The sequence below is a fragment of the Xanthomonas sp. CFBP 8151 genome, from assembly GCF_011761885.1.
GTDB lineage: Bacteria > Pseudomonadota > Gammaproteobacteria > Xanthomonadales > Xanthomonadaceae > Xanthomonas > Xanthomonas arboricola_B.
The window spans coordinates 160,350-178,843 of sequence record NZ_JAASQZ010000003.1 but is presented as its reverse complement, the minus strand read 5'-3'; the positions used below and the strand labels follow the sequence as shown (position 1 = coordinate 178,843).

The following is an 18,494-nucleotide window of genomic DNA, read 5'->3' as shown; positions in this document are numbered from 1 at the left end:
CACGGTACCGTTATGGCTCCGACCAAGCAGGACACGCTTTTTCACGATTCCCGATTCCCGATTCCCGATTCGCGGTTGATCGCCGGTGTCGACGAGGCCGGCCGCGGCCCGCTCGCCGGGCCGGTGGCGGTGGCGGCGGTGGTGTTCGACCCGAGCAAGCCGCGCATCAACGGGCTGGACGATTCCAAGCAGCTGAGCGCGCAGCGGCGCGAGCAGTTGTACGCGCGCATCGTCGAGCGGGCGCTGGCGTGGTCGGTGGTACTGATCGACAGCGAGGAGATCGACCGCATCAACATCTACCAGGCGACCATGCTGGGCATGCGGCGTGCGGTGGAAGGCGTGGCGCATGTGGCCGGGTTCGCGCGCATCGACGGCAACCGGGTGCCCAAGGGCCTGCCCTGCCCGGCCGAGGCCTTGATCGGCGGCGACGCGCTCGATCGCGCCATCATGGCCGCCTCGATCGTGGCCAAGGTCACCCGCGACCGCCTGATGCACGAGCTGCACGCCCGACACCCCGAATACCGCTTCGACCAGCACAAGGGCTACGCCACGCCGGTGCATCTGGCCGCGCTGCGCAGCCACGGGCCGTGCCCGCAGCACCGCCGCAGCTTCGCCCCGGTGCGGCGTGCGCTGGGAATGGAGGCGTCGCAGTCGCAGTGGGATGTGCCCTGCGCGGCGCCGGCCGATGACCTGCTGCTGGCCGACTGAGCGACCGCAATTCAGGCCGAGCTAGCCCGGTAATGGCGCAAGCATCCATGCGCGCGGATGCGACCGGCTCGGCCACGGCGTCGAGCGAGTCCGCACGCGCAGCCCCACGTGCCCCCGATCCGCGCAATCGCCCCCGCTGCACTGCACGCAGCTAGCCGAAGCCTGAATCGGCCGCACCGCCCAGCCCCCGTGGCAGCTGGCCGCGGCCCTGCGCCGATGCTGTCAAGCCTTGTTCGACCCGACCACGCTCGCTACCCTGACCACGCATTATTCCGGTCTCGCATGTCCACTTCCCGCTTCGTCCATCTGCACGTCCACACCGAGTTCTCGCTGGCGGATTCCACCATCCGCGTGCCCGAGAAACCGGATCAGGCTGACCCGAAAAAGGCCAAGCAGGCCAACCTGCTGAGCCGGGCGGTCGAGCTCGACATGCCCGCACTGGCAGTCACCGACCTCAACAACCTGTTCGCGCTGGTCAAGTTCTACAAGGCCGCCGAAGGCGTGGGCATCAAGCCGATCGCCGGCGCCGACGTGATGATCGCCACCCCGGACATGCCGCCCTGGCGCATGACCCTGCTGTGCCGCGACCGCGAAGGCTACCTGAGCCTGTCGCGCCTGCTGACCCGCGCCTGGATGGAAGGCCACCGCCCCGAAGGCGGCGTGGCGATCCATCCGGAGTGGCTGCAGAGCGGCCACGCCAACCTGTTCGCCCTGGCCGGGCGCGACAGCCTGGCCGGACGCCTGTTCGGCGAAGGCCGCGCCGACCTGGCCGAGCAGCAGCTGGCCGACTGGCAGCGCGTGTTCGGCGACGGCCTGCACCTGGAACTGACCCGCACCGGGCGCGAGGGCGAAGAACGCTTCAACCAGTTCGCGCTGCATGCGGCGGGTGTGCGCGGCCTGCCGGTGGTGGCCAGCAACGATGTGCGCTTCCTGTACGCCAGCGACTTCAATGCGCACGAGGCGCGTGTATGCATTTCCTCGGGCCGCGTGCTCGACGATCCCAAACGCCCGCGCGAGTACAGCGACCAGCAGTACCTGAAGTCCGGCGACGAAATGGCCGCGCTGTTCGCCGACGTGCCCGATGCGATCGACAACACGCTGGCGCTGGCGCAGCGCTGCAACATCGAGATGCGCCTGGGCACCTACTTCCTGCCCGCCTACCCGGTGCCCGAAGACGAAACGCTGGACAGCTGGATCCGCAGCCAGTCGCGCGATGGCCTGGCCGCGCGCCTGGAAAAGAACCCGATCGCGCCCGGCAAGACCCGCCAGGACTATGTCGACCGGCTGGAATTCGAGCTGGACACCATCATCAAGATGGGCTTCCCCGGCTACTTCCTGATCGTGGCCGACTTCATCCAGTGGGGCAAGCACCAGGGCATTCCGATCGGCCCGGGCCGCGGTTCCGGTGCCGGCTCGCTGGTGGCGTGGGCACTGCAGATCACCGACCTGGATCCGCTGCCGTACAACCTGCTGTTCGAGCGCTTCCTCAATCCCGAACGCGTGTCGATGCCCGACTTCGACATCGACTTCTGCATGGATCGCCGCGACGAGGTGATCGACTACGTGGCGCGCAAGTACGGGCGCGAACGGGTCAGCCAGATCATCACCTACGGCACCATGGCGGCCAAGGCGGTGGTGCGCGACGCAGGGCGTGTGCTCGGCTTCAGCTACGGTCTTGTCGACAGCGTCGCCAAGCTGATTCCCAACATCCTGGGCATCACGCTCAAGGATGCGATGGGCGAAGGCAAAGACTCGGAGATGGCCTCGCCAGACCTGATCCAGCGCTATCAGGTCGAAGACGACGTGCGCGACCTGATGGATCTGGCCCGTCAGCTCGAAGACCTCACCCGCAACGCCGGCAAGCACGCCGGCGGCGTGGTGATCGCGCCGGAGCCGCTCTCCGAGTTCTGCCCGCTGTTCGCCGAACACGACGAAGACGGGCGCGGCAAGAATCAGGTCACCCAGTTCGACAAGGACGATGTTGAAGCGGTCGGCCTGGTGAAGTTCGACTTCCTCGGCCTGCGCACGCTGACCATCATCGACTGGGCGGTCAAGGCGATCAACGTGCGCCATGCGCGCGCCGGCATCGACCCGGTCGACATCACCGCCATTCCGCTCGACGACGTGCCCACCTATAAGGGCGTGTTCGCCTCGGGCAATACCGGCGCGGTGTTCCAGTTCGAATCCTCGGGCATGCGCCGCCTGCTCAAGGACGCCCGCCCGGACCGCTTCGAAGACCTGATCGCGCTGGTATCGCTGTACCGCCCCGGCCCGATGGACCTGATCCCGGACTTCAACGCCCGTAAACACGGCCAGCAGGAGATCGTCTACCCGGATCCGCGCACCGAGGCCATCCTGAAGGACACCTACGGCATCATGGTGTACCAGGAGCAGGTCATGCAGATGGCGCAGATCGTCGGCGACTACTCGCTGGGCGGCGCCGACCTGCTGCGCCGCGCGATGGGCAAGAAGGTGCCGGCCGAGATGGCCAAGCACCGCGAGATCTTCCGCGAGGGCGCGGCCAAGGGCGGGGTGAGCGCGGCCAAGGCCGACGAGATCTTCGACCTGATGGAGAAGTTCGCCGGCTACGGCTTCAACAAGTCGCACGCCGCCGCCTACGCACTGGTCAGCTACCAGACCGCATGGCTGAAACGGCATTACCCGGCCGAATTCATGGCCGCGACGCTGTCCTCGGACATGGACAACACCGACAAGGTGGTGGGCTTTCTCGATGAGGTGCGCAATCTCGGCCTGACCGTCAAACCGCCGCGCGTCAACGAGTCGGCCTACATGTTCGAGGCCGCCAGCCCGGACACGATTCAGTACGGCCTGGGCGCGATCAAGGGCGTCGGCCAGGGCGCCTGCGAGGCGATCGTCGAAGAACGCCAGCGCGGCGGCCCCTACACCACGTTGCTGGATTTCTGCACGCGCGTGGGCACCGCCAAGCTCAACCGGCGCACGCTGGAAGCGATGATCAACGCGGGGGCGATGGACGGGCTGGGCAAGAACCGCGCCTCGCTGATGCTGCAGCTGCCGGAAGTGGTCAAGGCCACCGAGCAGTTGGCACGCGAGCGCGCCTCGGGCCAGAACTCGCTGTTCGGCGGCCCGGACCCGAGTGCGCCGGCGTTGCGTCTGGACCTGCCCGAAGGCAAGGAGTGGCCGCTGGGCCAGTTGCTCACCGGCGAGCGCGAAACGCTGGGCTTCTATCTCAGCGGTCACCCGTTCGACCCGCACCGCGACGAAGTGCGCGAACTGGTCGGCTGCGACCTGGGCTCGCTGGAGAAGATCCTCGCCTCGCAACAACGTGGCGGCGGTGGCGGCGATGGCGAAAAACGCGCCTGGCGCCCGGAAGTCAGCGCGATCCTGGCCGGCCAGGTGATCGGGGTGCGGCGCAAGGGCGACAGCCAGGTGTTCGTGCAGCTCGAAGACGGCCGTGGTCGGGTCGAATGTAGCGCGTTCTCCGACGCGATGGCCGAGTTTGGGCATCTGCTCACCCGCGACCGCATCCTGATCGTCAAGGGCGGCCTACGCGAGGACGAATTCAACGGCGGCTACAGCCTGCGCATCCGCCAATGCTGGGACTACGAACAGATCTGCGCCGACCACGCGCAGCGCCTGTCGCTGCGCCTGGATCTGCGCGAAAAGCAGGCCTGGAAACGCATCGACGCCTTGCTGGCCAAGCACCGCCCCGGCAAGACCCCCCTGCGCCTGGACCTGCTGCTGCGCGCCTCCACCGGCGGCGTGGCCGGCATGCTCGACCTCAACGGCAGCCACTCGGTGCGCCTGGACCAGCAACTGCTCGACGGCCTGCGCGCCGACCCGGCGGTGCGCACGCTCAAGGTCAAGTACAACCCGCCGTGGGCGAACTGACGCGCCACCCGCCGCCGCCCCGCTCCGTTTTCACCGCAACGATCGAGTCCTGTCACATGCGTTTTCCGTTCCTGCTCTCGTGCATGCTGCTGCTGGCCGCCTGCGGCAAGAGCCCGCAGACCTTCCACTTCGACAACCCGACCGGGCAACCGCTGGCGCTGCAGGTGGACGGAAAGGCCCACCGCATCCCGGCGCACGCGGAGCTGGCGCTGGAGCTGGCGCCGGGCGCGCATACGCTGCAGAGCGCGCAGCTCGGGCGCGTGCCCTTCATCGTCTACGCCGACCACGACGGCGCACTGGTCAACCCGACCCTGTCCGACTACTACCTGGTCGACGAGGTCTACTGGACCGACCGCGCCCAGGCGGTCGAATTCAAAGGCGACGCCAAGGTCCAGGTGCAGGGCGTGGAGCTGACCGGCCGCTACGGCCAGGTCGATGACCTGTTCATCGCCAAGGACTGGGATTTCGATGTGCACACGCCGTTCCCGGAGACCGCCAGCGGCCAGGTCGACGGCAGCGGCGGCCGCCGCTTCCGCAAGATCTTCGCTGAAGACGCGTTCGTGGCGTACTTCGAGAGCACCCGGGGCGAGCCCGGCTACGTCGCCGCGCGGCGGCCGGCCGACTGGCACGCCCCGGCGCGCACGCCGACGCCGGACGCCGCCCGGCTGCCGCCGCTGGCGCCGGTGTTCGAGGCGCACGCCGGGCCGCTGCGCAAGCTGGTGGACGACTACCTGCACGCGACCGACCCAGCCGAACAGCGCCGCCTGCGCAAGCTGTACGTGCGTACCCAGATAGATTTCACCCATGCCACCGCCAGCCTGGGATCGCGCCTGCCGGTGATCGAGAACAAACGCCTGAACGACTTCGTCGGTGGCGTCAGCCGGATCATGAGCAGCGCCGCGCTGGTGCCGTCGCGCTGAGCGCTGCGACCGGACGGACGCGTACGGGCCGCACCCCGGCATTCGGCTACACTCCCCGCCTTACGTTGACGACACCACTGCATGAATCCTAACTACCTCGACTTCGAGCAACCCATCGCCGATTTGGAAGCAAAGATCCAGGAACTGCGCAAGGCCAGCACCGGTCCAGCAGTCAACGTGGACACCGAGGTGCGTGCGCTGCGCGACAAGCTGCGCGTGCGCACCGCACAGATCTTCCGCGACCTGTCTTCGTGGCAGATCTCGCAGCTGGCGCGCCACCCGCAGCGCCCGTACACGCTGGACTACATCGCCACCATCTGCGACGAATTCCAGGAGCTGGCCGGCGACCGCGCCTTCGCCGACGACAAGGCGATCGTCGGTGGCCTGGGCCGCATCGACGGCCGCCCGGTGGTGATAATCGGGCACCAGAAGGGTCGCGACACGAAAGAGAAGATCAAGCGCAACTTCGGCATGCCGCGCCCGGAGGGCTACCGCAAGGCGCTGCGGCTGATGAAGCTGGCCGAGCGCTTTCGCCTGCCGCTGCTGACCTTCATCGATACCGCCGGCGCCTGGCCCGGGATCGATGCCGAGTCGCGCGGTCAGTCCGAGGCCATTGCCCGCAACCTCATCGAGATGGCCGAGCTCAAGGTGCCGGTGATCTGCACGGTGATCGGCGAAGGCGGCTCCGGCGGCGCACTGGCGATCGGCGTGGGCGACCGCACCCTGATGCTGGAGTACGGCACCTATTCGGTCATTACCCCGGAAGGGTGCGCCTCGATCCTGTGGAAAACTGCCGACAAGGCCAAGGACGCCGCAGAGCAGCTCGGCATCACCGCCACGCGCCTGAAGGGTCTTGGTCTGGTCGACAAGGTGATCCGCGAACCCACCGGCGGCGCGCACCGCAACCCCGCGCAGATGGGCAAGCGCCTGAAGGCCGTACTGCTCAACGAGCTGGAAGCGCTGGAAAAGCTGCCGGTCGAGGGCCTGCTGCAGCGTCGTTACGAGCGCCTGCGCAGCTACGGCGCTTACGAAGGCAATTGATCGGCGCGCTGTAGGCGCACCTGGATTGCGGATGCTGGGATTGGGGATTCGTCGAAAGCGACGGCCCCGGTGACACACCGCGCTACGCTGGCAGCATGCGAAGCGGCGCCTGCCGTACTCCGCCCCGACCAACCCCTACATCCCAGCCTCAGAACGGCTTGGCCAGCACCAGCCAGATCACCCCGACCAGCAACACCACCGGCACTTCGTTGAACAGCCGCAAAGCGCGGCCGCTGGGCAGGCTGCGGCCCTGATCCACGCCCTTCAGCCAGCGCCCGGCCACGATGTAATGCGCCAGGATCAAGGCCACCGCAAACAGTTTTGCGTGCAGCCAGCCACCGGCCACCATCGTCGGGAAATCCGGAATCACCCGATAGCCCTGCCACAGCACCGCGCCCAGCAGCAGCGCCAGCCCCAGTATGCTGTGGCCGAATGTGTAGAGGCGGCGCCCCATCAGCACCAGCCGCGTACGCACCGCCGGCTCGGCACCGGCTTCGGCGATATTGACCAGGATGCGTGGCAGGTAGAACACCGCCGCCATCCATGCAATGACGAACAACAGATGGAAGGTCTTGATCCACAGATACAGGCTCATGTGCTGGCTTCGCTGGCTGGCGTAGGATGGCCCGCATTTTCACCTATCCGCTCACGTGAAAGCACCTGACGTCCATGTCCGAACCCGACAACAAACAGTACGACGCCCACTATTTCCGCCGCTGGTACCGGGATGCCGGACTGGCCGACCCTGCGCGCCTGCGACGCAAGGTCGCACTGGCGGTAAGCCAGGCCGAGTACTACCTGGAGCGCCCGATCCGCAGCGTGCTGGATATCGGTTGCGGCGAGGCGGCCTGGCGCGCGCCGTTGTTGGCGCTACGCCCCAAGCTCAGCTATCTGGGCTTCGACAGCAGCGCCTATGCAGTGCAGCGTTACGGACGCAGCCGGCAGATCCACCCTGCCCGCTTCGGTGATTTCGCCTGGCTGCGCCCGTGCGCGCCGGTGGATCTGCTGATCTGTTCGGACGTGCTGCATTACGTGCCCACGCGCGAGTTCAACCAAGGCCTGCCAGGGTTGGCCGAGATGTGCGCGGGCGTGGCATTTCTGGAGACCTTCGCCGAGGAAGACGCCTTCGAGGGCGACCACGATGGTTTTCAGGCGCGGCCGGCGCGCTGGTATCGGCGCCGCTTCGCCAGCGTGGGGTTTGCCGCACTCGGTTCGCACTGCTGGTTGTCGCCGCAGTTGGCCGATGACGCGTCTGCGCTGGAGCGCGGCTGAGCAGGACGCGGCCCGGTTGAGCCGCGCACGACGAATGGCTTCGCCGCGTACCCTCACTCCAACCCCTCTCCCGCAGGAGAGGGGCTTTGTTTTCACGCATCCCTCGCCTCGCGGGCAGAGGGATTCACTCCCTTCTCCCGCCGGGAGAAGGTGCCTCGCAGGGGCGGATGAGGGTATGCGCGAAGCCTGATGGAGATTGAGCGCTGATGAAGGCTGAGTGCACTGGACTGCGCCCCGTACCTCACTTCTTCCTCCCCTCCAGGAGAAGGGCTCGTCCAGCAGGCCGTATGGTTCTGCGACGAATACGCGCTTTCGGCTCGCGCAGCCATCCGGATGATCGCCAGAGCCGCAACCAGATCGCGGCGAATCAAGGCGCTCACGCCTGCCATAGGTTGTATGACAGCCTCTACCGTCCGCAGCCCCATTAAGGTGCAAATGCGCCAAAGGGGGTATGCTGCGCGGCAGCAAAGAGCCGCACGGATGGGTGGAATGCTTTATCAATTGCACGAGCTGACCCGCAATCTGCTAGCCCCTTGGGTGCATCAGGCCCAGGCGAACGCCAAGATGTTCTCCGACCCCGATAGCCTGTGGGCCTCGCTCCCCGGTGCCGAACGCATGGCGGCCAGCAACGAGCTGTTCCATCGCCTGGGCAAGGAATACGAAAAGCCGGCCTGGGCACTCGACGATGTCGAGGTCGACGGTCACTCGCTGCCGATCATCGAACGCGAGGTGCTGAGCAAGCCATTCTGCCGTCTGCTGCGCTTCAAGCGTTTCAGCGACCATGTCGAGCTGATCGGCACGATGAAGCAGCAGCCTGCCGTGCTGGTGGTGGCGCCGTTGTCCGGCCACCACGCCACGCTGCTGCGCGACACCGTGCGCACCCTGCTGCGCAACCACAAGGTCTATGTCACCGACTGGGTCGACGCGCGCATGGTGCCGCTGGAAGCCGGCGCCTTTCGGCTCGAGGACTACATCGGCTACATCCAGGAGTTCATCCGTCACATCGGCGCCGAGCGCCTGCATGTGGTCAGCGTGTGTCAGCCCACCGTGCCGGTGCTTGCGGCGGTGTCGTTGATGGCCACCAACGATGAGCCCACACCGCGCTCGCTGGTGATGATGGGCGGGCCGATCGATGCGCGTCGTAGCCCGACCCAGGTCAACAACCTGGCCACCGAGAATGGCATCGAGTGGTTCCAGAACAACCTGATCCACACCGTGCCGTTCCCGTATCCGGGCCATGGGCGGCAGGTGTATCCGGGCTTTTTGCAGCATGCCGGCTTCCTGTCGATGAATCCCAACCGGCACGTGATGTCGCATTGGGATTTCTACACCGACCTGGTCAAGGGCGACCTGCAGGACGCGCAGGCGCACCGGCAGTTCTACGACGAATACAATGCCGTGCTCGACATGCCGGCCGAGTACTACCTGGATACCATTCGCGTGGTGTTCCAGGACTTCCTGCTGCCGCAGGGCAAGTGGAAAGTGGACGGCCAGCTGGTCAAGCCGTCGGCGATCCGCAATACCGCACTGCTCAGCATCGAAGGCGAACTGGACGATATCGCCGGCCTTGGCCAGACCGAAGCGGTACACGATCTGTGCACCGGGATCGATGCGGCGCATCGTCGTCATCTGGTGGTGGAAGGTGCCGGTCACTACGGCATCTTCAGCGGCCGTCGCTGGCGCGAAGTGGTGTACCCGCAGGTGCGCGAATTCATCGCTCGCTACGATGCCGACCCGGTGGGCAGCCGCGACCCCGCCACCGTCACCCCGATCCGCAGGCGCGGAAAACGCGCCTGATCGGCCGACAAAAAACGCCCCTTGATCGAAATCGATCGAGGGGCGTTCTTTTATGCGCAGATTTTTGTTTCGCGTAAAGACAGCCCACTGCGTGGTCGCGTGCGCGGCGGCCGCACCAGACAGTTCGCCGGTCGCCCTTGTTGAACTGCCTGAAACCATGCGCATCGACCCTCTCGACTGGTCCTTGCCCGCCCACCGTCGCGGGACCTTACGCGGCGTGGATGCCGCGTAAGAGCCTTATGTGTTCGCCGATGGCCTTATTGCCGGTGTGCCGAATCATTTTTTGAGAGTGGCCCACTGCCAAGCAAGCGTGCTCTACCGATCGTCCATTCTCGATTCCCCACTCCCGGCTTCATCAACGCGCTCATGTGCTTAGAACCATTGGGTTACTCCCTTTGCCGCAGCGCTCCACTACAGTCATTGCCCACTGGGCCGATACCACTCGCCCAGACGACTCACTTTTTTCGATAGGGCGACATGATGCGACTTGCACGCTTGGCACAGCCGGCCATGGCTGTAACTTCCTCTGGTGCCACCCGGCGCCTGTGCTTGGCGATCGGGTTATCACTGCCGGGACTGGCGTTTGCGCAGGTGCAGACCGCGCCGGTCACTGCCAAGCGGGCCCAGCCGGAGCCGGTGAAAGCTGCGCCTGCCGTTCCTGCAGCGCCCGCCGCCGCAAAGGGTTATCCGCTGGAGGCGCAGGGCTGGGGAGCCAAGCAGGGCGGCAACATGTGGCAGGTGCGTTGGGCCGAGGACTGGTCGTATCTGAAGGACCCGTCCAAGCGCAAGAGCCCGTTCGATCCGCTCAAGTACATTCCGTTCAATGAGTCGGGCGATGTGTATGTCTCGCTCAGCAACGAATTACGCGTGCGCAGCAACACCATCACCAACCCCGGTTTGATTCCGGGCAGCCATTCGCAGCAGCAGTATCTGTTGCGCGCGTTCTTCGGCGCCGACTTCCATGTCGGCGAGCACTTCCGCCTGTACACGGAACTGGCGCACGGCAGCCTGGATGGACGCAACGAAGGTGCCAAGACCGGCACGCAGGAAAACAACGCAATCCTGCAGCAGGTGTTCTTCGATGTGAAAGGACGGATCAAAGATACCGATCTGGGCCTGCGTGTCGGCCGTCAGGTGTTTGTCGATGGCCCCACCACGCTGATGGCATTGCGCGACAACACCGATATCTTCGTGACCTTCAACGGCGTACGCGCCTGGGCGATCGGCGAAAAGACCCGTGTGGACGTGTTCGATTTCAACTTTAACCTGGATGGCACCGAAGGCCTGGGCGACGATCGCATCGACCGCTCGCGGCATTTCCGCGGCGTGGTCGGCGGCTATCGCATGCCGACCGCCAAGCCGATGTATCTGGAGCCGTTCTTCTACCAGTTCCGCAACGACAATCAGGTCTGGGGCCGGCAGACCGCCGAAGAAAACCGCAACTATTACGGCCTGCGCCTGTGGGGCAATGTGGGCAAGCTGCGTACCGACTCGTTCGTGACCGTGCAGCGCGGCAGCTACGGCGGGCGCGATCTGCGTGCCTACATGGCCAGCACCTCCAACGCCTGGTCGCTGAGCGAATCGGGCTGGAAACCGCGCCTGGGCTTCCATAGCGAAATCGCTTCCGGCGGCGGTGGCACCTCCGGCACCGGCACGCTGCGCAACAACAACTTCCTGTACGGCAATACGATCTACTTCAGCTGGGCGACGTTCTTCGGCCCGGTCAACCTGGTCACTGCCGCGCCCACGTTCACCTTCTCGCCCACCTCCAAGATCACCGTGAACCTGGAATGGGAAACCTTGTGGCGGCAGACCACCAGCGATGCGATCTACAACAACCAGGCACGCGCCTACGCCCGCACGCAGAGCACCGGCGAGCGCCGCATCGGCACCATGCCGCGCATCAATGCCACCTGGAACATCGACCCGAACTGGTCGGTGACCTTCCGCGCCGAACACCTGATGGCCGGGCCTGCGCTCGAAAAGGCCGGTTACGGCGATTCGACCTTCGTGATGGGCTGGTTGAACTTCCGGTTCTAAGCAGGGGCATCACGCTGACGTGGTGACTGACAACGCCACCCGGAATCCGTTCCTGGGTGGCGTTGTCCGTTATGCAATCAGCGACGCGTGCTTGCCTGCACTGGTGTCCACTTCTGCAGCCGCAGGTGTCACGGCTTGCCCTGCATCGCCGCTGTCTGTGCCACCTGGCTTGCCGCCAATGGCATCTGCAGGTTGGCGTGATCGCTGCGCGCGTAACGCGGCAGCTCTAGCGTCTTTCCATCTTCGCCCGCGGTGATGTCGCGCCCTGGTCGGATCAGCGTGGCGGGCAGTTGATCCAAGCGCTGCGCCAGCGTCTGTTGCTCGGCGGGATGCGCACGTAGCCACAGCACTGCGGAGGTCAGCCGCGTTGTCGCGGCCAGATCCTGCAACTGCCATTGATACTGCGCGCTATCCATATGCTCCACGTCGGCGAACACGCAGCCTATTGCGTTTGCGACGCAGGCGAAGGTCACTGTTGGCGCGGCAGGTATGGCACTGGTGGGCACCTTGCGGTCCTGCGCCAGCTGCGTGCGCACGTCGGTGTGACAGGCCCAGGTGTAATACGGCGCGGTCAGTGCACGGGTTCGTTCAACGTCCAGCAGCGGCGGTACCAACCTGTCGTACCAGCGCAGCTGCTCGCTGCCGGCTTCGACGACCGCGCGGTAATTGGCGCTGACCAAGCGTGCTTCGCCGCGTAGCCCCCCACACAGGCTGGTCTCATCTATCGTCAACGGCGCAAATGCCGCTTGGCAATGCGCAGGTAACGGCTGGGTGGACGGCAGCTCGCTCAGCATGCCGGTGAACAACTCGGCGTTACCGCGCAACATGGCTGCCCCGATCATCGTCGCGATCAGTGTGTCCTGACCGCGCAGCAGCACGCGCGCCACCTGTGCGTCCGCACACACGCCGGACAACGCAGCCTGCTGGCGGCCCTGGACGAAGTCCAGCGCGTGCTGAGTCATCGGCAAACTCAACCCCTGCAACTCCGGCAGCGGTGTGTCGGCACGGGTCGGAAACAGATTGCGGTAGTAAGCATGCGATGACAGCGTAGCGGCGCGCTGCAGCAGCGGTGCCTGTGACATCAGCGCATCGGCATAGGCTTGGGGTTGAGCGCGCACCTTGTCCAGGCAGTCTGGGGTGGACCAGTTGCACTTGGGTGGCGCGGCGGCTGGCCACCGCGGCGTGCGCGGATAGCGCGCTGCGTCGCTGACAAAACCGGCCGCAGTCGTGACGTTCGCAAACCGCTGCAGATCGCGTGCCATCACGACGTCCTGTTCGGTAGCCGGCACGGCATACGGCAGCAACCAGAGTGCAGCAAATAGATTCGAGCCTGCCGGCGGTGCAACTGGTGGTTGATCGATCTGCGCCAACGCCTGGCGCTGCGCATCGGGAATCGGCCAGCGCGCGGAGATCGCGTACAGGGCCGCCAGCAGGGCGATCAGGATGCATAGGCCCAGCAGGGCCGACTTGAGGAATTTGGCGAGCATGCGGGGGCAACCGTCCGTGGATGAGCTGCGCCATCTTAGAGCGGCCCGGACAGAGCCGCGAGTGGCATGGCGTCGATGCGCACTTGCCGCCTCCCCGGCGAACAAGGCGCGCTGCGCGCCTGCACCGGACGCGGCCGAAGCCTACAATGCGCGTATGTCCGAATCCCCCACTCCATCCACTCGCCCTTCCCTGCAACGCGTCTTTCTGACCGGTTTGCTCACCCTGCTGCCGGTCTGGTTGACCTGGGTGGTGGTGAAGTTCGTATTCTCGCTGTTGTCGGGTATCAGCAGCCCGTGGGTGGTGCCGTTGTCCGAGCGCATCGCCGCCTCGTTCCCCGACTATCTGGGCTGGATCAAGGCGCTGTGGGTGCAGAACACCATCGCGCTGATCGCCACCGTGGGCGCGATCCTGTTCGTCGGCATCCTGAGCCGGCGCGTGATCGGTCAGCGCCTGCTGCGCTGGTTCGAGGCGATCATGCGGCGCATTCCATTGGCGAGCGTGGTGTACGACAGCGCGCGCAAATTGCTCGACATCCTGCAGACCCAGCCCGGCAGCACCCAGCGCGTGGTGCTGATCGACTTCCCGCATCGGGACATGAAGTCGGTCGGCCTAGTCACGCGGGTGATCAAGGAACAGGGCACCGGCCGCGAGCTGGCGGCGGTGTATGTGCCGACCACGCCCAACCCGACCTCCGGCTATCTGGAGATCGTGCCGGTGGAACTGCTCACGCCCACAGACTGGAGCGTGGACCAGGCCATGAGCTTCATCATCTCCGGCGGCGCAGTGGCGCCCGAATCGGTTCCCTTCACTCGCACGGCGGATCGCTGAGCCCGTGACGCAGCTGCGTACCCTCGACGATCGTGCGGTTCGCCTGTTCATTGCGCTGGCCGCGTTCTTTTGCGTCAACGCGGCATTGGCCGAGTTCATCGGGGTCAAGATCTTCGCGCTGGAAGACACGCTCGGCATCGCGCCGTTGAACTGGAACCTGTTCGGGCAGACCGGCTCGCTCAGCTTCACCGCCGGCACCTTGTTGTGGCCGGTGGTGTTCATCATGACCGACACCATCAACGAGTTCTTCGGCAGCCGCGGGGTGCGTTTCATCTCGTGGGTGGCGGTGGCGCTGATCGGCTACGGCTTCGTGTTTGCGTTCGCCGCCATCGCATTGGCGCCGGCAGGTTGGTGGGTCACTGCGGCGCAGAGCCAGGGCGTGCCGGACTACCAGGCCGCCTTTGCAGCGGTGTTCGGCCAGGGGCTGTGGACGATCGGCGGCTCGCTGGTGGCCTTCCTGTTCGGCCAGTTGATCGATGTGTCGGTGTTCCACCGCATCCGCCGCGCCACCGGCGAAAAGCACGTATGGCTGCGCGCCACCGGCTCCACGGCGGTGTCGCAATTGGTAGACAGCTTCGTGGTGATCTACATCGCCTTCGTGCTCGGCCCGCAGCACTGGTCCATCGACCAGTTTCTGGCGGTGAGCACGCTCAACTACGTCTACAAGATGGGCTTTGCGATCGCGCTGATCCCGCTGCTGTATCTGGCGCGCCGCGCCATCGGCGCATATCTGGGCGCCGAGCGCGCCGAGCAACTGCGCGAAGAAGCCGCCGCCGGCTGACAACGCAAAACCTGCCGGCCGCAGCGCTGCCAGACGAGGGCCGGCGCCCGTGGCTTCCACTCGGCCTCATCGGTCCTGCATGTCGCCTGCCTGACGACCGCTCACCGCGTTTGCCGATCACGCAACGCCCGCAGCGACCGCCCATCGAAATTTTGTTCAATCCGTCGCTGCGACCGCTGGCCATGCTGTTGCGCCCCGCTACGGATTCCGCGTTATGGACCATCTTGTCGCAATGGCCAGCTTCGCGCTGGTGTGCTCGATTTCGCCCGGGCCGGTCAACCTGGTCGCGCTGAGCACTGGCGCCAGCGCCGGCGTGCGTGCCGGGCACGGCCACGTGATCGGCGCCACCGTCGGCTTCGTCGCGCTGCTGCTGTTGGTTGGCATGGGACTGCAGCAGGTGCTGCTGCGCTGGCCGCTGCTCGGCCGTGCACTGCATCTGGCAGAGGTGGCGTTTCTGCTCTACATGGCCTGGCGCCTGCTGCGCGACGATGGCGTCATCAAGACGGGCGGGGCGCGCCCGGCTGCCTCGTTCTGGACCGGTGCGGCGATGCAATGGCTCAACCCCAAGGCCTGGTTGGCGGCGTCCTCCGGCGTTGCCCTGTATGCGACGGCAGGCACCACGCAACTGGCGGGGTTTGCGGCGTTGTATGCGCTGATCTGCTATCCCTCGCTGGGGTGCTGGTTGCTGGCCGGCGCCGTGCTGCGGCGGCACGTGCAGGTGCCAAGGCAGCTGCGGCGGTTGAACCGGGTGCTGGCCGCGCTGCTGGTGCTGAGCGCGGCCTATCTGTTGCTGGAATGGGGCACGGCATTGCGGTAACGCCCTGGCGTCACCGCCCAGGCACGTTTGAAGCTGCGCTGCAGGTGCGCCTGGTCGGCGTAGCCATGCGCATAGGCGACCTCGGCAATGTCACCGCCGCGCCGCAAGGCCTCGCGTGCACGCTGGAAACGGCAATCCAGCAGATACGCATGCGGGGTCAGTCCGTGCGCCTGACGAAAGCCGCGAATCAATCGCGGCGCCGGCATCCCCGCCAGCGTGCACAGCTCGCGCAGCGATACCGCACGTGCATGATGGGTCTGCAGATACTCGGCCACCCGCTGCATCGGCCCGATATCGACCGCAAGCGCACGACTGAGCGGCTCCACATGCAGATGCAGCCGCGCCACGAACGCGATCAACGCGCTCTCGCGCGCAAGCGCATCGGCATGGCCATCGGTCAACACGGCATGCATGCGCTCGAAAGCGGCATAGGCCGCCGGGGTCTGGCACAACGGCGCTGCCAGCATGTGCACATCCGCATTGGCGGCCAGGCCGAGTGCACGCTGTTGTTCGCGCAGCCACGCCACGTCCAGATACAGCATGCGGAACGACCAGTCCTGCTGCTGATCCGGATTGCAGGCATGCACATCGCCCGGGTTGATCAGGGTCAGCGACCGCGCCCCCACCTGCGCCTTCATGCGTCCATTGCGATAACGCGCAAGCCCGCGGTCGACCGCGCCCACCGACCATTGCTCGTGCGTATGCGCGGCGTAACACAGGCTGCGGCTGTTGACCACCTGGCGCAGTTCGACGAAGGGCAACGCCGGATCGCGCCAGAAACCCTGCCCACCCTGCACGGGCAGCTGCGTCCCGCATGTCGATTCATCCCTTGGCATATGCGCAAGCCTATCGCACTGCAACATGCCTGCGTGCTGCAGGCGTGCGCAGCGGACTTCATGAATTCCAGGCGCCCCCCGTGCGCCGGATGGGTGGCCGGAACGGTGCGGATCGGGCAAGCTCCCCGCTCGCTTGTTCCCGGAGCCGGTAATGCCCCTCAGCTTTTCCCGCCTGCTGTCCCTGGCCCTGGCCGCCGTGCTGAGCCTGTCAGTGGCAGCGCCCGCCGATGCGGCCAAGAAGAAAACCGGCAAGGCACAGACCACGCAAACGCGCGCGAAGGCGAGCAAGGGCAAGAAGACCGCCAAGCCGGCGGCCAAGACCACCAAGGCCGCCAAGGGTGGCAAGGCCGCCAAGCCCAGGCCGCGTGCAGTGACCGCACCGGTGGTGCTGACCAAGGCGCAGCAGCTCAACCTGCTCTACGACCAGTACTGGGATGCCTCGCTCAAGCTCAACCCGCTGCAGGCCACCTTCCAGGGCGAGACCCGTTACAACGACCAGTTGCCCAACTTCCTGTCGCCGGCGTTCCGGCAGCAGTCGCACGACTTCACCGTGCTGTGGCTGGGCAAGGCCGAAGCGCTGGGGCCGGACGGCCTGAGCGGGCAGGACCTGCTGAGCTACCAGATCTTCGTGCGCGATGCGCGCAGCGCACTGGCGGCCGAGCAGTTCCCCAGCTGGATGCTGCCGATCAACCAGTTCTACAACATCGCCAGCATCGCGGTGGTGCTGGGCTCGGGCACCGGCGCGCAGCCGTTCAAGACGGTCAAGGACTACGACAACTGGTCGCGGCGCGCTGTGGGCATCCCGGACCTGTTCGACCAGGCCATCACCAACATGCGGGCCGGCATGCAGGCCGGCGTGGTGCAGCCGAAGGTGCTGATGCAGAAGGTGCTGCCGCAGCTGGACGCGATCATCGCGCGCAATGCCGAAGACAGCCTGTTCTGGGGCCCGGTACGCAATCTGCCGGCAGACATGCCCGAGGCCGACAAGCAGCGCATCACCGCCGAGTACAAGCGGCTGATCGAAGTGCGGATCATGCCGGCGTACCGGGCCTTGCGCGGCTTCATCGCCACCGAGTACCTGCCGGCCTGCCGTGACACCGACGGCCTGACCGCGCTGCCCAATGGCGCGGCCTGGTACGCCTACGACGTGCGCCAGAGTACTACCTCCGACCTGACTCCGGAGCAGATCCATCAGATCGGTCTGAGCGAGGTCGCGCGCCTGCAGGCAGAGATCACCGCGCTGGCCAAGCAGGTCAGGTTCCGCGGCAACCTGCCCAAGTTCTACAAGTTCATGCAGACCGACAGGCGCTTCGCGTTCCGCAGCGAGACCGAATTGCTGGGCTATTACCGTGGCCTGCAGGGACGCGTGCAAACTGCGGTGCCGCGCCTGTTCGATGTCCAGGGCATGCCGGCCCTGGAAGTACGCGTGGTGGAACCGCAGCGTGCGCAGTCGGCCGCCAGCGGCTCGTACATGCGCCCCAGCGGCGACGGCAGCACACCGGGCGTGTTCTACGTCAACACCTCCGACCTGGACGCGCGCAAGACCTGGGAGACCGAGAGCCTGTATCTGCACGAGGCCATCCCCGGCCATCACTTCCAGCTCGGGCTGCAGCAGCGGCTGACCGACCTGCCCAAGTTCCGCCGCCTGGGCGGGGAGACCGCGTATATCGAGGGCTGGGGGCTGTATGCCGAATCGCTGGGCCGCGACCTGGGCCTGTATCAGGACCCGTACAACTACTACGGCTATCTGCAGAATGCGTTGTGGCGCTCGATTCGCCTGGTCACCGACACCGGCCTGCACAGCAAGGGCTGGACCCGCACGCAGGCGATCGACTACATGCTCGACAACTCGGCCATGACCCGGACCGATGCCGAGGCCGAGGTGGACCGCTACATGGCCATCCCCGGCCAGGCGCTGTCTTACAAGGTCGGCGAGATGAAGATCGCGCAGTTGCGCGAGCAGGCGCAACGCGAACTGGGCCCGCGCTTCGATGTGCGCGCCTTCCACACCGAAGTGCTCAAGGACGGCTCGGTGCCGTTGGATATCCTGCAGGACAAGATCCAGCGCTGGATCGCCACGCAGAAGGGCTGACCCC

14 protein-coding genes are annotated in these 18,494 nt (G+C 66.0%); 11 read left to right on the top strand and 3 right to left on the bottom strand.

Features of this window, described 5'->3' with window-relative positions; genetic code table 11:
- Positions 1–12: 12 nt before the first annotated feature.
- The 4 genes from FHT08_RS14945 to FHT08_RS14930 all read left to right on the top strand — a co-directional run bounded on the left by FHT08_RS14945 (position 13) and on the right by FHT08_RS14930 (position 6,539).
- Positions 13–708, top strand: a complete 696-nt coding sequence (locus FHT08_RS14945; RefSeq protein ID WP_166775561.1) for a ribonuclease HII — start codon at positions 13–15, stop codon at positions 706–708.
- A gap of 282 nt (positions 709–990) precedes the next feature.
- Complete coding sequence (gene dnaE / locus FHT08_RS14940; RefSeq protein WP_166775560.1) at positions 991–4,578, top strand: DNA polymerase III subunit alpha; 3,588 nt, start codon at positions 991–993, stop codon at positions 4,576–4,578.
- A 56-nt stretch (positions 4,579–4,634) separates the two neighbouring features.
- Positions 4,635–5,498 (top strand): hypothetical protein, encoded by an 864-nt coding sequence (locus FHT08_RS14935; RefSeq protein WP_104538127.1) that lies wholly within the window; start codon positions 4,635–4,637, stop codon positions 5,496–5,498.
- An 81-nt stretch (positions 5,499–5,579) separates the two neighbouring features.
- On the top strand, positions 5,580–6,539 hold the full coding sequence (locus tag FHT08_RS14930; RefSeq protein WP_104538128.1) for an acetyl-CoA carboxylase carboxyltransferase subunit alpha: 960 nt from the start codon (positions 5,580–5,582) through the stop codon (positions 6,537–6,539).
- Between the two features lie 148 nt (positions 6,540–6,687).
- On the opposite strand, the gene FHT08_RS14925 is transcribed toward FHT08_RS14930, so the two are convergent.
- Positions 6,688–7,134 (bottom strand): CopD family protein, encoded by a 447-nt coding sequence (locus FHT08_RS14925; protein WP_104538129.1) that lies wholly within the window; start codon positions 7,132–7,134, stop codon positions 6,688–6,690.
- A 74-nt stretch (positions 7,135–7,208) separates the two neighbouring features.
- On the opposite strand from FHT08_RS14925, the gene FHT08_RS14920 reads away from it, so the two are divergent.
- From FHT08_RS14920 to FHT08_RS14910, 3 genes are all read left to right on the top strand, one after another.
- Positions 7,209–7,811, top strand: a complete 603-nt coding sequence (locus FHT08_RS14920) for a class I SAM-dependent methyltransferase (RefSeq protein WP_166775559.1) — start codon at positions 7,209–7,211, stop codon at positions 7,809–7,811.
- A gap of 489 nt (positions 7,812–8,300) precedes the next feature.
- On the top strand, positions 8,301–9,608 hold the full coding sequence (locus FHT08_RS14915) for a polyhydroxyalkanoate depolymerase (protein WP_166775558.1): 1,308 nt from the start codon (positions 8,301–8,303) through the stop codon (positions 9,606–9,608).
- 480 nt (positions 9,609–10,088) lie between these two features.
- On the top strand, positions 10,089–11,648 hold the full coding sequence (locus FHT08_RS14910; protein WP_166775893.1) for an alginate export family protein: 1,560 nt from the start codon (positions 10,089–10,091) through the stop codon (positions 11,646–11,648).
- A 128-nt stretch (positions 11,649–11,776) separates the two neighbouring features.
- Here the strand turns inward: FHT08_RS14910 and FHT08_RS14905 are convergent, their stop codons facing one another.
- Positions 11,777–13,135 (bottom strand): hypothetical protein, encoded by a 1,359-nt coding sequence (locus tag FHT08_RS14905; protein WP_166775557.1) that lies wholly within the window; start codon positions 13,133–13,135, stop codon positions 11,777–11,779.
- Positions 13,136–13,289: 154 nt separating this feature from the next.
- Between FHT08_RS14905 and FHT08_RS14900 the strand changes: the two genes are divergently transcribed.
- The 3 genes from FHT08_RS14900 to FHT08_RS14890 all read left to right on the top strand — a co-directional run bounded on the left by FHT08_RS14900 (position 13,290) and on the right by FHT08_RS14890 (position 15,562).
- Positions 13,290–13,964, top strand: coding sequence for a DUF502 domain-containing protein (locus FHT08_RS14900; protein ID WP_104538809.1), 675 nt, complete (start codon positions 13,290–13,292; stop codon positions 13,962–13,964).
- 4 nt (positions 13,965–13,968) lie between these two features.
- Entirely contained in the window at positions 13,969–14,745 is a 777-nt protein-coding gene (locus FHT08_RS14895) for a queuosine precursor transporter (RefSeq protein ID WP_166775556.1), read from the top strand.
- 214 nt (positions 14,746–14,959) lie between these two features.
- Positions 14,960–15,562, top strand: a complete 603-nt coding sequence (locus tag FHT08_RS14890; RefSeq protein ID WP_166775555.1) for a LysE family translocator — start codon at positions 14,960–14,962, stop codon at positions 15,560–15,562.
- On the opposite strand, the gene FHT08_RS14885 is transcribed toward FHT08_RS14890, so the two are convergent.
- Positions 15,526–16,359: an AraC family transcriptional regulator gene (locus tag FHT08_RS14885; RefSeq protein ID WP_166775554.1), complete on the bottom strand. Its 834-nt coding sequence runs from the start codon at positions 16,357–16,359 to the stop codon at positions 15,526–15,528. The genes FHT08_RS14890 and FHT08_RS14885 overlap by 37 nt on opposite strands.
- Before the next feature lie 190 nt (positions 16,360–16,549).
- Between FHT08_RS14885 and FHT08_RS14880 the strand changes: the two genes are divergently transcribed.
- A complete protein-coding gene (locus FHT08_RS14880) occupies positions 16,550–18,490 on the top strand; it encodes a DUF885 family protein (protein ID WP_166775553.1) in 1,941 nt (646 codons plus the stop codon).
- The last annotated feature ends 4 nt before the right edge of the window (positions 18,491–18,494 follow it).